Genomic DNA, 13,746 nt, shown 5'->3' on the forward strand with positions numbered 1-13,746 from the left:
GGCCATTCAGGTAGATCCGATCTTCGCGGCGCTGCCCTTTCTCAACCGTTTTGCGGATGCGCTGACCCGTACCATCGTATTGTACCAGGCCTGCCCGCCCCCACCCAGTTCAATATGCTGCATCTCTTCTCTCGCATTCCAGCCGATTTCGGTTCCCGGTTGCAAATGCGGCATGGTGCGTATGCTGCCATGTTCATTATAAACATAGTTATAATCCTGGCCCCCGGTGGCTGTTCTTATTAACTGGTTGTTGAAAACATTGTAGTAATAGTTACGGGTATAACTGGCCACACCGGCGATATGCCGCATCTCGAGGATATTGCCTGCTTCGTCATAGGCATATTTCTGCGTGTAGTTGCGCAACTGCACAGGCGATGCCGGCTGCAGGGAAATGCGGCACCAGCTGTCATTCCAGTTATCCTGGCTACCAAGCCCTTGCTGGCCGATATGTTCGCGTCCATTCGCTTCTACCAGCTGGTACAAAGCATCGTAGATATAATTGTTTTCGGCAGCTATTTTCTGGCCGCCGTAAAAGACCGTTTTTTGCGCATTATTAAACTGGCTGGTGATATTGCCCCCGGGGTCATAGGTATAGTTCAGGTCCTGCAATACCGTATTGTCGCTGTTCTTTGTAGTAAGCAGCTGTATCAACCGGTCAGTTTCCGCTTCATACTTATAGAGGGTAGTGGTTACTGTATTTCCGCTATTGTTCCCGTATTCAATTTTCTCACGCTGGCCTTTTGCATTGTAATCCATATTTGTGATAAAGTGGGTGGCGGTACCGGCGCCTTTGATCTTCACCTGGAGCTTGTTCAGCAATCCTGCTTCATTATACAAGGGGGTAAGAATGCTGGCATCGGGGTATTTGAATAATACAGGCCGGTTCAAGGCATCAAAAGCGGTTTCATAGGCAAAGGCTTCCGGCTCCACCGGGTCGCTTTGCCAATCGGGCATGCCCTTGCAATTCACCGGCAATTGCCTGGTCCTGCGCAGTTCATTCCCTTTAAAATCGAATTGTTCATATACGAGCAAGCCACCGGTATCAAAATGGCGGAAAAGTTTGCCCCGCAGGTTCTTCGTTTTCGCATCGGCAGGTTTTTCGCCATATCTGTAGCGCCGGGCCGGTCATTCAGCGATGACTCCATCGTTGCCGGTTCCATCCAGTCGCCCTGGAATTCATTTTCCTTAGCCATGGAAAATGTACCCGTCACCAAACCCAGTTCGTCGTAGCGCACCCCGCTCCTATTATCATTCTCATCACGCAGGCGGTAAGGAAGGCAGGTGCGGTAATGAAAAGCATCTACACGAATGTCATTGTCCACGGCATCGATCCTGCGCAGAACGGCATAGCGGTACGGGTCATAAAACAGTTTGGTAAGATGGCCGGAATTGTCTTCATATACTACCGGCTGATAGAAATTGTTTTTGGCAAATAAAAGATCGGCCGCGGCGGCCGGGTGGATCGTTTTTACAAAAGGGGTAGCGCTCAGGTCAGGATGGAAGTGAATTTTTCCCGAGCCGATCCAGTAATTGCCATCGCCGCCGAATTCAACATAGCTGGCCTTATTGCGCAGCTCGTTCACCGTTACCCAGTTACCATATATAGCGTTTACCAAACCCGGGGTGAAGGCCAATACATAGTTTTCGTATACCAATCCCAAAGCACCTGTTTCTCCCGCATCTTCCGGCCCCGAAAGATCATCCCGCAGGAATAAGGTGGCGGTATGTTCTATCTTTCTTTTTTCATTCAGCGCTATATCTTCCTCATATTGTTTTACGCCGGCACTGGCGAATTTTTCCAGGATCGTTGCCTTCGTAAAGAAAGTGCCGGCTGGGGCAGCGATATTCAGTTCCCAGGTGACCGAATGCCAGTTTACCGGCAGGCGATAGGCCTCCGGCGTATCAATTTTTTGGGTGAAAAGATGGGTGCTATAGGTTACGTGCTGTTTTAACTGCACATCTTTGTCGGCCTGGGTGGGCAAAGCAATATCGGCCTGCTTCCTTCCATAAACGATCGAAGCCGCCTGTTTAACATTCCCGTATTCATCGATCTCGGTATTGATCGTATGTATGATACGCGGGTTCAACGGATCGCGCTCGTACTGAAAAGTCAGGTTCTCCGATTCCCGGCTGAGGAAGACCGCATATTTTTCATTAAACCTTCGCTGGATACATTGCACATCGTAATTGTATTGGGTAACACTGTACGGATGCAGTTGTTCTTCATCACTTCCTTCATCACTATATACTTCCACGCGCATGGGCGATCCCTTTAACACGCGGCAGGCTTCTATGAGTTCATCCGTATCCAGTTCCGCTTCAAACGCCTCTCCGGCAAGTATATATTGCTGTAAGGTGGCTATTACAGCGGATCGCTGATAATGCCTGCTTTTACCAGCGCATTAGGATAGTATTCGTCTGCAAGCGCATGAAAGAATTTTTTCCGCCCGGCAAAAGCGCCGGTATGGAACCATGAACGCGTAGTAACTGCCGGCTGGAATAATTGTTTTTCGACGGTATTGAGCATACCACCGGCCTGAACCTCCTGTACAAAATGATCATAGGCTTCACTGTCGCGTTCTTCCACCATGGCAAATCCCCGGTATTCCCTTTCAATGGCATCGTAATAGCCATGATGATAGCTGTATTCTTTTGTGAAGCGGGTTTGTGACACTTTATCAACGGTGATCACTTTACTCACACAGTGCACGGGGAAAGGCAGGCGGGTGATCCATTGTTTACCTTTCTTTTTATCTTCCAGGTAATAATGGGTAGATGACCGGTATTCAAGCGTTATTTCCTTACCCAGGTTATTTTTAAAGCCAATGAGCAGATGGGGTTTTCGGCCGCCCGTAATATCTATATACCGCAAAGGCGCATGGCTGTGGCCGGGCAGCGGTGAGGACCATACCAGGCAACTGGTGCCATTTCCCAAGAGGTCAATAAATGAGATCTTCGATTCATTATCTATTGGCGGAAAGGAATTAAAGATCTCCAATGGATCGCTGAACCGGTTACCACTCTGGTTGAACCATACCTGTATCCGGCCTGCTCCCATATAAACAAGATCCGTCGTTCCCGAGCCATCGATATCGGCCAATTGCAGAAAGGCCGGGTTAAAATCAGTGATCGCGTCAAAACAACCGTTCAGCGACATAGTCACTTTCGCGCCAAAACGCCCGTAACCCAGGTTAGGATAATAGCAAACACTATTACAGGTGATCACAACAATATCTGCCAGTCCATCCCCGTTCATATCGGCAATGGCTATAGCATTTGCTGGTCTTTTTCCGCAAAGACAATGGCAGGTCCTTTTTCTTCATCATACGTTTTTGCCGCCAGCCGGTAATCGTCATGACCGCCCCGGCCGCTTGCCCTGTACCAGAGGAACTGGTGTTCCTGGGAGATCAGGATATCGGCAATACCATCGCCATCGAGATCGAGCTGCTTCAGATTGGGATCTTTCAGATCTATGTTCAGCTTATTCGTAAATGGCATAAATGGCGCCCATTCTTCCGGCGACAGTTCAAAATAACCGTAGAGCTCCGGGGCCCTGCTCACCAGGTATTTTTTGCCATTGGCTTCCAGGTCTTCAATGGACAGGCTGCCACTGCCCAGGCCGGTTATCGCAGGTTTCTGGCTCACGGGTTTTGCCGGACTGAACTGGCCATTGCCATTATTTTCTTTATAGAACCAACCCGCAGCCTGTTCGGTCAGGATGCCGGAAATGCCTTCATTGTACAGATCAGTGAACTGGTATTTCAGGTTGTCGATTCCGATAGGAGCATGCTCCAGTTGCTCCGGTGCAATCTCATGCACTTCCCGGGAGAACACCGGTTTATGGTAAGTGAACTGTAAAGGCGGCAATGATCTTTTGGATCGCAGACTACCGTCGCTATTCCAGATATACCCCGTTTGAACAATACTATCCAGGTAAGTGAGATGATCCTGCTCATCATAGTTACAATCCCAGGAACGCACCAGGTAATCTTTCAGGCCCAGTTCCGCTTCGAAATCGTGGAACATCAGGAGCCGTCGGCAAAGCCGGTAGGTCCTGATCTCGAAGCCGGCGCGGTAATCGGAAAAAGCATCTTTGCGTACAGGCCATTTCACTTCTTCTCCACCGATCACGGCAGCAGCTGGCAAAGGCCTTTCTTTGTCATGCTCGCCATAATCGAATACCAGCTGAAATAAATATCCGGCAGGTATCGGATCGCCTTCATAAAAAGGCGTGGTATTGCCATACTTAATATTTTTCAGATAAATATTCGTGAATGGCGCTATCGACTGCAACCTGTTCTTCTCAAATGATGAGACGGCTACATTCTCCGCATTTTCTTTTTTATAAGTGTATGGGTAAAATTCCCTTTGTTATCATAGCTGCACTCCAGGCACCATTTAAATATTTTGTTTTCTTCCCCAGGGGCCGGACTGAACAATTTTGCATTATCTGACTTACCAAATATCGACACCACATTTTCTTTCGTCGTCACCTTCCAGTAGATATTGCCGCCTTCATTTATTTTTTCGATGCGGCTGAAATGGCTTTCTATCCTTGGCCGGTAGCGGGTAATGGTTTTGCCGTTTACCGTTACAATATGCCGGGTGGCTGTATTGCCGGTCAATTCCGGTACAAGGTCTTCGGCGCCTTCCATTATGAAAGTATCTGACTCTTCACTGTCTTTGTATTCGGGCAGTTTCTTTTCTGTCTTGCGCTGTATGCATGGTGGTTCAACCGACCAGCCTGTGCCAAAAACGCCGTTACCGTTACATGAATTATAGTTTAAAAAGAGAGACGGTGTAAACTCGTTCCGCCCGGGTGAGAAGGGAAGCGGAAAAGACCAGGAAGCCGTACCGGTAGCCATATTCACGGAAAACTTTTCGTCGATACTTTTAATGGCCCCACCTCCTTTCGGCAGGGTGATCGTGGGCGTCTCGATCAGGTTCGATCTGCTTTTACCGGTCTGTCTTTTTGCGCTATTGATAAAGGCGCTATTATCCCTGCCCGCCAGCGGGGAATGATCATTATTTTCACGTTCATCAGTAGAAGCAGCACGCATAAGTCAGTTAGTTTAAACACAAAGAGTAACCCACCCCGACATTCAGGGCCTGTTAGTATTCAATAAGAAGCATTAAAAATTACCCGCTTTACTATTTCTCAGGGTACAGGGTCAGGTGATTGTAAGAAGTGCAGCAACTGCAATGTTGATCATTGAAAGAAGAAAGGTAGTATTAAAAACAGGACCAGGCAATACCACAAACAGGTGATCTTTTGGCACCTTGATACCGTATATGCAACACGTTTCGTTTACTTGAATTAGAACTGCGGTAGCATCTTTTTAAATCCACAAAAAACAAAATGCTGCCGGGTGTTAAAAGGTGTTAGATGCTCCTGCTCGATACAACGGATTTTATTAAACCCACCCGACATTACATGTTGTAATTCCTCCTTACTATATTGTTTTATGTTAAGCCCGCTGCAACTCCTGGGTCCTTTTTCAGAAAATGTACCTACGATCAAATATTCGTTCACCCACTGCTTCGCAATGGAGACATATTGTTGAACCTGGGCAGCGGTGGTCAAAAAGTGAAAGGTGGCCCGATCGTGCCAAACATCGTATTTCTCAGCCGGTGCAAATTCCGTTATATCTGCAACGATAAACTTCACCCGCTCTGCCCTGTCGCCAAGCCGCTTTCTCACTTTTTCAAGCGCCTGTGCAGAAATATCCAATAGCGTAATATTTTCAAAGCCATCATCGAGTAAGAAGTCGACCAGTTTACTATCACCTGCGCCAACATCGATGATCGAAGCGGACTTAGGCAGCTGGAAGCTGTGAATGAAGTCAAGTGAGGGCTGCGGTACATGCTGCGTCCAGCTAACTTCGTTCGGTTGCTTATGCAGGTAAACATTTTCCCAATGATCTTTTGTTTCGCCACTCATAGTTTCATAGTTATATAAGGTAATTAAAAAACATTCGGGAATGCCTTGGTGCTTATGGAATAGCTCCTTACTGTTGCGTTAGCCGGTATTGAAGCCTAGATCCCTTTTCGCAAACTTTCAGCGTAAGCGTTCGGCAAGCGGCTATCTTCTACTGCTTTCGCTGCTTTTTCAACGTCATAATTAAAGCGGATGAACGCTACCTGTATGCTTTCTTTATCCAAAACACTTGCATTTTCGTTGATGGTTATCATCACATATCCTCCCTGCGGATTGGCATCTTTAGGTTTACCAACAGATCCAATATTAATGGCATGCCGGTAGCGCGGTTCATGGGCGGCGCCTGCATTTAAGATACGATGATATGGCTTATGCGTATGGCCAAAACACAATATGTCGGCATCTGCGTCTTCCATAATGCGCAGCATGCTTTTTTCATCACGGTCTTCAAATAAGTATTCATTGATCTTTCGCGGACTACCATGCACGAGCAAGAGATTTAAGGTATCATTGTTTAACTGAAATTCCAGTCTGATATGTGCCGGCAGTGACCTTAAGTATTTTCTTTCCTCAGCGTTCACCAATTCATTGGTCAGGGAAATGGAGATTGCGCCATTAGCTTTTTCCTGATCGGTTTTGTAGGCACAGCCGCAGTCATCAATTGATCTGCCTATGCCAAAATCATAGTTACCGGCAATAGTTGGAATCTTCCTTCTACGAATTTCGTTGATCACTTCATTGGGCCAGATATTATAACCCACCAAATCGCCCAGGCAATACAGGGCGTCGGGCTGGCGCTTATCAACATCAGCAAAAAAAGCTTCTAAGGCCGGTAAGTTTGCGTGAATATCGGAAAACAGGGCAATTCTCATTTTTGATACTTTATTTTATTAATCCGAGGATGATTGTCTGCATCTTTATTGTAAGGCTGATCTAATTCCTGATCATTTGATATGAGTAATATTTATCCCGTAACCAGAAGGCAACATTCACCAATGCGATCAGCGCCGGCACTTCTACCAATGGGCCAATGACACCGGCAAATGCTTGTCCGCTATTTATCCCAAATACACCGATGGCAACCGCAATGGCCAGCTCGAAATTGTTACCGGCTGCCGTAAAAGCAAAAGATGCGTTGGTAGCATAATCTGCGCCCATTTTCCTGCCAATTAAAAAGCTAACAAGGAACATGATGGCAAAGTAGATCAGAAGCGGGATGGCAATCCTTATTACATCAAAGGGTATTTGTACAATTAACTTGCCCTTTAAGCTGAACATTACAACAATTGTGAATAGTAATGCGATTAAGGTTATGGGCGAGATTACAGGTATAAATCTGTTTTGATACCATTCTTCGCCCATTGTTTTAACCAGCAATAACCGGGTTAAGAAGCCAGCAGCGAATGGTATACCTAAATAAATGGCAACACTTTCGGCAATTTCACCAATAGTTATCTTTACTTCCGAACCGGAAATGCCAAATAAAGGCGGAAGTACGGTGACAAAAACATAGGCGTAAACGCTGTAGAGAAGTACCTGAAATATACTATTGAGCGCAACCAATCCGGCCGCATATTCCCTGCTTCCTTGTGCCAGTTCGTTCCATACAATCACCATCGCAATACAACGGGCAAGACCGATGAGGATCAAGCCCACCATATATTCCGGATAGCCATGCAGAAATAAAATCGCCAGCAAAAACATCAGAATCGGACCAATTACCCAGTTTAATAACAGGGAAGCTCCAAGGACCCTGGTATTTTTAAATACATCTTTAAGTTTTTCATACCTCACTTTGGCGAATGGCGGATACATCATGAGAATTAACCCAATTGCCAGGGGAATATTTGTAGTACCCGACGAAAAGGAATTAATTAATTTTGATGAGGAAGGAAAAAAATATCCTATACCTACTCCCGCACCCATTGCTAAAAAGATCCATACCGTTAAGTACCGGTCTAAAAAATCTAACCGTTTTCTTTCAAAAGCCGGCGCACAATTATTTGCAGACATAAATAGCTTTCTAATTTTGAATGAGATTATGGGTTTACATTCTTTTTCATAACTATGGCGCTGACCGGGCATACATGGCCGAATTCCGAAGAAAGCTGCACAGCAGCAGGTACTTCATCGCGGTTTATTTTTTGATATCCTTTTTTCTCAAAGTATCCGGGCGCAGTTTCTGTAAGCAGGTAGATACTGGTAATACCTAATGACCTGCCATAGGCTTCCACCTGTTCCACCAGCCGGGAGGCGATATTATTATTCCGGTATGCAGTACTTACTACCATGGACCGTAACAAAGCATAATCTCCATACAATTCCAAGCCTATTGCTCCTACAACCTTGTTATTATGCCGGGCAACAAAGAAATTATCCAGCGAGGTGGGCAGATTTTCCACAGGCAGCTTTTCTGCCTGAAGCAAAGCGATAACCAATGGCCGGTGGTTATCGCTTGCTTTTACAATATTCGTTTGATTATCTGTTTGCATATTGCAATTGATTAATTACAGCAATCAGGGCCGCAACAGGATCTCTTTTCCAAAGGTTTTTCAGCATATACCGTAATACTTCTGATCCCGATGCCCGATTGTTTAAATGCGGCCAACTGTTCCGGCGCCAGGTATTGCGATAGTATATCATCAGGTATAGTGATGGGCTTGTCTTTCTGTATGGTGATGTTCTCAAACCCGTTCGATGCTATCAGTTCCAGGTAGACCTGCTTTTGAATAGCTCCCGAAACACAACCGGCATACATTTCGGCGGCCTCCTTTATTTCCCTTGGCAACTCTCCCTCCAATACGATATCAGAAATGGAGAAATGGCCGCCCGGTTTCAATACCCGGAAGATCTCTTTCATAACACCGTCTTTATTAGGCACCAGGTTAAGCACGCAGTTACTTACAATTACATCGGCTACGTTAGCAGTGACCGGCATTCGTTCTATATCACCCTGCCGGAACTCAACATTATTAAATCCTCTTACCTCAGCGTTCTTTCTGGCCCGCTCGATCATGGCAGGGGTAAAATCAATCCCGATCACTTTTCCGGTTTCGCCGGTCTCATGCCGGGCAATGAAGGCATCGTTACCGGCGCCGCTTCCCAGGTCAATGACAAGATCCCCTTTTTTGATCTTCGCAAATTGGGTGGGCAGGCCGCAACCCAGCCCAAGATCAGCATCAGGATTATAACCTTCCAGTTGGCTGTAATCGTCAGACATAATATTATAAACCTCCGTGCTGCAACAGCCGGAACCGCAGCAGGAACTTTGATTGGTTTCTTTATTTTGTAAAGCAATTTCTGAATATTTCTGCTTTACCACTTCTTTTATTTGTTCCTGGGTATCCATTTGACAAGTTTTATTGTTTTATTGCAATATTGCGATTAATGGGGTCAAAAAAATTTAGCAGCAGCCGTCCTTATTTTTGTAAGCAATAAAGAAGCTATCAAATGCTTCTTTGTATTGCTTCCATACTTTTGGATCAATGCAATAGCAAACGCTGGTACCTTCGATCGTTCCCTGGATCAATCCGGCAGTCTTTAATTCTTTTAAATGTTGTGATATGGTTGCCTGGGCAAGCCCCAATTCGTCAACCAGGTCACCGCAAACACAGGCCTGTGTTTTTATTAAATGCTGAATGATCGCTATACGCGCCGGATGTGCCAGGGCCTTCATCATTTGCGCCAGCTTGTTCTGCTTATCGGTAAATATCGCCGTTTTCGTGAGTCCCATATCTATCGCAATATTACGATTAAATTCGAGTCCGCAAAATTTTATTTTGAAAGACTTTTTTAAGGAAAGGGTGAGCCCCTTTATACGAGACCCACCCTTTGTTATACGCTCAAATGCCTGATCTAACTTTTTTGACATTTGCTTTTATCGCAACAGGGCGCACAAGGCTCAGGACATGGTTTCGGACATTTTTTTTCTGTCCGGCTTTTGTCTTTTTTGGCTTTATCCTTTCCACCGTCGTTGGCAAAAGCTACTGAGCTGCCCATTAACATGGCAATAGTAGCCAATAGAAATAACTTTTTCATATTGTGTTTTTAAAATGAAATAATAATAATTGGAATGCTGGCAGATATGTATCAGCAACCATTTGGTGGCTTCCAGGTAGAAGGATAATACGTGAAAATATAAGAAGACTGATGATCGGGAAATGTTCTTTTTATAAAATGAGCAGAGCTAGAAATTATTGTAACCGCACTTAAGGTGGTTACATAACAAAGCGGACAGTTACTGATACAACAATTGGCAGTATTGCCTTCGTTCGTTTTTGAGCTGTCAGCGCAGGGGCTTTCCGCTTTTTTCCGGCAGCATGAAGTTTTCGTTTCGCGTGTGCAGGTAATTTCAGCTTTAACGGAAGGCTTACAGTACACCGGGAGCGCCGCCAGCTCTACAAGGTATACCAATAAGCAAAGGGTTAATATATACGTTTTAAACTTCAGAAAGAAAATTCTTAACACTAATATACCCAAAATAATACGGGTTGCATAACCGCTTATGTAAATACGCGGTTTCCCGGCGACCCTGAATTTATTCCTGCGTTGAACTTACAACCTATTGCTACGCCTCTCTCTTATTTGCTTAAGCGTTTGATCAGTAAGCTGATCGTTATTCCCTTTGGCATGACCAAACCTTTGGGAAAGATAAATGCCGGAATGACCGCTAAAATAATAGGCGGTAAAACAGGCGATCGCATAATACAGTACGTAATGACCGCCAAACAATTCAACTCCCATGATGGTACAGGCAACAGGCGTGTTGGTTGCTCCGGCAAAAACGGCTATAAAACCCAATGCGGCCATCAGTTCAACCGGTGCCCCGGTAAATACTGCGATGGTGTTGCCCAATGCAGCGCCAATAAAAAACAGCGGGGTTACTTCTCCTCCTTTAAAACCCATACCTAAGGTGATGGCAGTAAAAATGATTTTCCAAAACCAACTCAGGTACCCTGCGCCGCCTTCTTTAAATGAGGAAAGAATAGAAACGCCATATGCATTGGGATTAACCACTCCTAACCCCAGGTAATCTCTTGTCTGCAAAAGAAGGGTCAATAAGATAATGACTATCCCTCCCACTACAGGGATCATCCATTTGATCCTGATGAGCCGGTTAATGTACTGCCGGATTGAATGCGACAATTCCGCAAACAGGTAAGCCACGAGGCCAAAACAAATGCCGGCAATGATCACTTTTGCTAACAAGAGGACATCGAGATGCAGGAATGAAAAAACAGGATTGAACGTTCTGACAACTGAAATATGATACACTGTATGATGAATGCCATAAGCAGTACAGGTAAGGTCGGCCAGCACGCTCGCTATAAAACAGGGCAGCAGCGCAGTGTAGTGAATACGGCCCGCGGCCAGCACTTCCAGGGCAAAAACAGCACCGGTAACCGGTGTTCCGAAGACAGCCCCAAAACCTGCAGCAATACCGCAGGTAAGTAAAATGCGTGTATCCTCCCTGTTTAGTTTTAACCAGCGGCCCACCAGGCTTGCGATACTGCCGCCCATTTGCACAGCAGTACCTTCGCGCCCCGCAGAGCCGCCAAACAGGTGCGTGATGATTGTGGTGCATAAAACCAGTGGCGTCATTCGTGCAGGCACACCGCCGCCCGGTTCATGAATTTCATCCATGATCAGGTTATTACCTGCTTCCGCTTTTTTGCCCAGGTATGTATAGGCCCAATAGATCAACACGCCGGCCAGCGGCAGGCCATACAAAAGCCATCCGTGATGCCATCTCAATTCGGTTACCTTGTCGAGCAGCCATAAAAAAAGTGCTACCAATGAGCCAACAATAAAAGCAACGGGAGCTGTCAAAAAAGTCCACCTGAGCAGGTATTTGGCGATGGAAATCTGTTCAAAGCTGGTTTTGATCTTTTTAATCATCCTACAAATAGTTTATAGGCCTTTGCAGGGGCCATTGTCAAATTTGTAGGCGCCATCAGTTCTATGAAGAACGGTTAAGTAGGAAGACACCATTTCCTTGAACCCAAAGATAGCTTTTTTACTGAAAAGAATTCAGGTATCTATCGTAGCTGCAACCATACAACTTACAATACCTGCTGATCGGGCCTGGGGATAACGGAGAATTTCCGGGCTTATGGTAATGCATAATAATGTACTTCTACGACCGCCCGGGGCTGATGATGGCTTAATACATTCACCTGATACCAGTTCTCCGTACGGGAGATGACCCAGGCACCTAAAGGCGCATTGAACATGGCTGATTCACAAGACTGTGGCGGCCCCTGTTGACCGGGCGGAAGACCAGGGATCCAGATCTTACATGCCCCCGGTGGCGGCAGATGGCCATAGGGTATTCCGAGATCAGCGAAAGGATAAATTACAACGCCTTCGAAATCATCATCGTCATCTTTATCGCAACCGGCAAACAAAAAGGAAGATGCACAAACAGCAACCATCAAAAGCAAACGTCTCATATTCGCTGTATTTATAAAATATCAGCAATAATTATTCCCCAGGTTTGCCTGTAAATGCTATTCTACTGCAATGCGTAATAGCGCACTTCCGCTATGACACCCGGTTTTGTTTTGCTGCAAACATTCACCTTGTACCGGTTGCCGGACAGCCTGTTTTATGTAAGCCCATCCATGATAGCTTTACTATACTGTTTATTATTCGTTTTCTTAACGATCACCTGCTGGCAATGATTAAATGCGGCATAGGCTTTAATGGCATCGCTGATCCTGCCAAGCATGGGTTTGGTTAGCTTCACTGATTCGAAATGTAGATTGTGAATGGTCAGGCTCCTTTGTTTTCGATCGGCCTTGGCATCCATGCGGGCGACAAATGTATCACCCACCAGCACCGGCAGAGAAAAATAACCGTATTTCCGCTTCGGCTCCGGTACAAAACACTCTATCTGGTAATCGAAATTGAAAAAATCCTTTAACCGGTGCCTGAATACATTGAGAATGTCAAAGGGCGATAGAACATATGCCTCCCCGCTCAATTCAATCTTTTTGCTCTTATACCTGGGCGACATATAGAGCGGACTTTTAAGTCCCTCAACCGTTACCTGGCAAATTTCACCTTCCTTTACCAGCTCTGCCAGCTCCTGTTTAATTACATGATCTTTTACATAACGCGCGCGCCATACGATCTCTTTGGCATATGCAATGCCGAGCGATTGTAATGAGCGCCGGATAACATGCCTGGCAAACTCCTCAGGCGTTGGCATGGTGGTATCAATATCATCTGGTATCAGATTAAGAGGCAGGTCATATACTTTCTGAAAATCTTTCCGGGTGATCATCAGGCTTCCGTCGAGATACAGGCGCTCGAGCGCCATCTTCGACGGGCGCCAGTCCCACCAACCCGAACTTGCCACCTCGCGATCATTATCAAAATCCCTTACCATCAGCGGTCCCTCCCGCTCCACCCTGTCGAGCACCTTACGCATCAGATTGATCTCAGCTTGTGTCAACGTTTTTCTTCTTGCCAAAAAACCTTTCTTCACCGGCAGGGAAAAACGATAATCGTACATAGGCATGTATCCGGCCACAAAGGTGAAGAATTCGAAGATCCTGCCATCGGCTTCCAGTTCTTCCAGCCATTCCGGCTTATAGTCGGGCACCCTGCTGAAGATGGCATGATGATGCGCCCGCTCTACCACATAATTGGCATCTAACTGAATAAAACCAAGATGGTCGATGAGTTTATACACTGCTTCGCGGCCTTTACCAAAAGGCGACCGTTTTGATAATCCGGCAGCATGAAGAATGATCTTTCTGGCTTCTTGCGGGGTGAGGATAAGTGGCTTCATACGTATGGCG

The 13,746-nt window shown here is 45.9% G+C and carries 13 protein-coding genes, 1 pseudogene and 1 riboswitch; all 14 genes and pseudogenes read right to left on the minus strand.

Features of this window, described 5'->3' with window-relative positions; translation table 11 throughout:
• Positions 1–6 precede the first annotated feature (6 nt).
• Positions 7–1,032, minus strand: coding sequence for an RHS repeat domain-containing protein (locus JT717_RS09120; RefSeq protein ID WP_205510337.1), 1,026 nt, complete (start codon positions 1,030–1,032; stop codon positions 7–9).
• Positions 966–2,279 carry a toxin TcdB middle/C-terminal domain-containing protein gene (locus JT717_RS09125; RefSeq protein WP_369411696.1) on the minus strand — a complete coding sequence of 438 codons (1,314 nt, stop codon included), beginning with the start codon at positions 2,277–2,279 and terminating at the stop codon, positions 966–968. The genes JT717_RS09120 and JT717_RS09125 overlap by 67 nt, the downstream gene beginning before the upstream one ends.
• 83 nt (positions 2,280–2,362) lie before the next feature.
• Positions 2,363–3,256 carry a toxin TcdB middle/N-terminal domain-containing protein gene (locus JT717_RS09130; protein WP_205509916.1) on the minus strand — a complete coding sequence of 298 codons (894 nt, stop codon included), beginning with the start codon at positions 3,254–3,256 and terminating at the stop codon, positions 2,363–2,365.
• An 11-nt stretch (positions 3,257–3,267) separates the two neighbouring features.
• Positions 3,268–5,060 (minus strand): annotated as a pseudogene (locus JT717_RS28965) (SpvB/TcaC N-terminal domain-containing protein).
• A gap of 257 nt (positions 5,061–5,317) precedes the next feature.
• Positions 5,318–5,941, minus strand: coding sequence for a class I SAM-dependent methyltransferase (locus JT717_RS09145; RefSeq protein WP_205509918.1), 624 nt, complete (start codon positions 5,939–5,941; stop codon positions 5,318–5,320).
• A gap of 95 nt (positions 5,942–6,036) precedes the next feature.
• The gene (locus tag JT717_RS09150) at positions 6,037–6,810 is read right to left on the minus strand and encodes a metallophosphoesterase family protein (RefSeq protein WP_205509919.1); all 774 of its coding nucleotides are present in this window, start codon (positions 6,808–6,810) and stop codon (positions 6,037–6,039) included.
• 61 nt (positions 6,811–6,871) lie between these two features.
• A complete protein-coding gene (gene arsB / locus JT717_RS09155) occupies positions 6,872–7,951 on the minus strand; it encodes an ACR3 family arsenite efflux transporter (RefSeq protein WP_205509920.1) in 1,080 nt (359 codons plus the stop codon).
• Positions 7,952–7,977: 26 nt separating this feature from the next.
• On the minus strand, positions 7,978–8,430 hold the full coding sequence (gene arsN2 / locus JT717_RS09160) for an arsenic resistance N-acetyltransferase ArsN2 (protein WP_205509921.1): 453 nt from the start codon (positions 8,428–8,430) through the stop codon (positions 7,978–7,980).
• Positions 8,431–8,441: 11 nt separating this feature from the next.
• Positions 8,442–9,287, minus strand: coding sequence for an arsenite methyltransferase (locus JT717_RS09165; protein WP_205509922.1), 846 nt, complete (start codon positions 9,285–9,287; stop codon positions 8,442–8,444).
• A gap of 54 nt (positions 9,288–9,341) precedes the next feature.
• Positions 9,342–9,671 carry an ArsR/SmtB family transcription factor gene (locus JT717_RS09170; RefSeq protein WP_205509923.1) on the minus strand — a complete coding sequence of 110 codons (330 nt, stop codon included), beginning with the start codon at positions 9,669–9,671 and terminating at the stop codon, positions 9,342–9,344.
• A gap of 122 nt (positions 9,672–9,793) precedes the next feature.
• A complete protein-coding gene (locus JT717_RS09175; protein WP_205509924.1) occupies positions 9,794–9,976 on the minus strand; it encodes a hypothetical protein in 183 nt (60 codons plus the stop codon).
• Positions 9,977–10,492: 516 nt separating this feature from the next.
• Complete coding sequence (locus tag JT717_RS09180) at positions 10,493–11,836, minus strand: voltage-gated chloride channel family protein (RefSeq protein WP_205509925.1); 1,344 nt, start codon at positions 11,834–11,836, stop codon at positions 10,493–10,495.
• Between the two features lie 39 nt (positions 11,837–11,875).
• Positions 11,876–11,942: riboswitch (Fluoride riboswitch) on the minus strand.
• A gap of 106 nt (positions 11,943–12,048) precedes the next feature.
• Entirely contained in the window at positions 12,049–12,390 is a 342-nt protein-coding gene (locus JT717_RS09185) for a hypothetical protein (RefSeq protein ID WP_205509926.1), read from the minus strand.
• A 155-nt stretch (positions 12,391–12,545) separates the two neighbouring features.
• A complete protein-coding gene (locus JT717_RS09190; protein WP_205509927.1) occupies positions 12,546–13,736 on the minus strand; it encodes a winged helix-turn-helix domain-containing protein in 1,191 nt (396 codons plus the stop codon).
• Positions 13,737–13,746: the final 10 nt, after the last annotated feature.

It is taken from the genome of Longitalea arenae (genome assembly GCF_016924755.1).
GTDB classification, from domain to species: Bacteria; Bacteroidota; Bacteroidia; order Chitinophagales; family Chitinophagaceae; genus Niastella; species Niastella arenae.

Excerpts from the sequence above, each read along its gene's own strand:
- JT717_RS09130 (WP_205509916.1), bottom strand. The coding sequence starts at position 3,256 with ATGAACGGGGATGGACTGGCAGATATTGTTGTGATCACCTGTAATAGT.
- JT717_RS09145 (WP_205509918.1), bottom strand. The coding sequence starts at position 5,941 with ATGAGTGGCGAAACAAAAGATCATTGGGAAAATGTTTACCTGCATAAG.
- JT717_RS09150 (WP_205509919.1), bottom strand. The coding sequence starts at position 6,810 with ATGAGAATTGCCCTGTTTTCCGATATTCACGCAAACTTACCGGCCTTA.
- arsB (WP_205509920.1), bottom strand. The coding sequence starts at position 7,951 with ATGTCTGCAAATAATTGTGCGCCGGCTTTTGAAAGAAAACGGTTAGAT.
- arsN2 (WP_205509921.1), bottom strand. The coding sequence starts at position 8,430 with ATGCAAACAGATAATCAAACGAATATTGTAAAAGCAAGCGATAACCAC.
- JT717_RS09165 (WP_205509922.1), bottom strand. The coding sequence starts at position 9,287 with ATGGATACCCAGGAACAAATAAAAGAAGTGGTAAAGCAGAAATATTCA.
- JT717_RS09170 (WP_205509923.1), bottom strand. The coding sequence starts at position 9,671 with ATGGGACTCACGAAAACGGCGATATTTACCGATAAGCAGAACAAGCTG.
- JT717_RS09175 (WP_205509924.1), bottom strand. The coding sequence starts at position 9,976 with ATGAAAAAGTTATTTCTATTGGCTACTATTGCCATGTTAATGGGCAGC.
- JT717_RS09180 (WP_205509925.1), bottom strand. The coding sequence starts at position 11,836 with ATGATTAAAAAGATCAAAACCAGCTTTGAACAGATTTCCATCGCCAAA.
- JT717_RS09185 (WP_205509926.1), bottom strand. The coding sequence starts at position 12,390 with ATGAGACGTTTGCTTTTGATGGTTGCTGTTTGTGCATCTTCCTTTTTG.
- JT717_RS09190 (WP_205509927.1), bottom strand. The coding sequence starts at position 13,736 with ATGAAGCCACTTATCCTCACCCCGCAAGAAGCCAGAAAGATCATTCTT.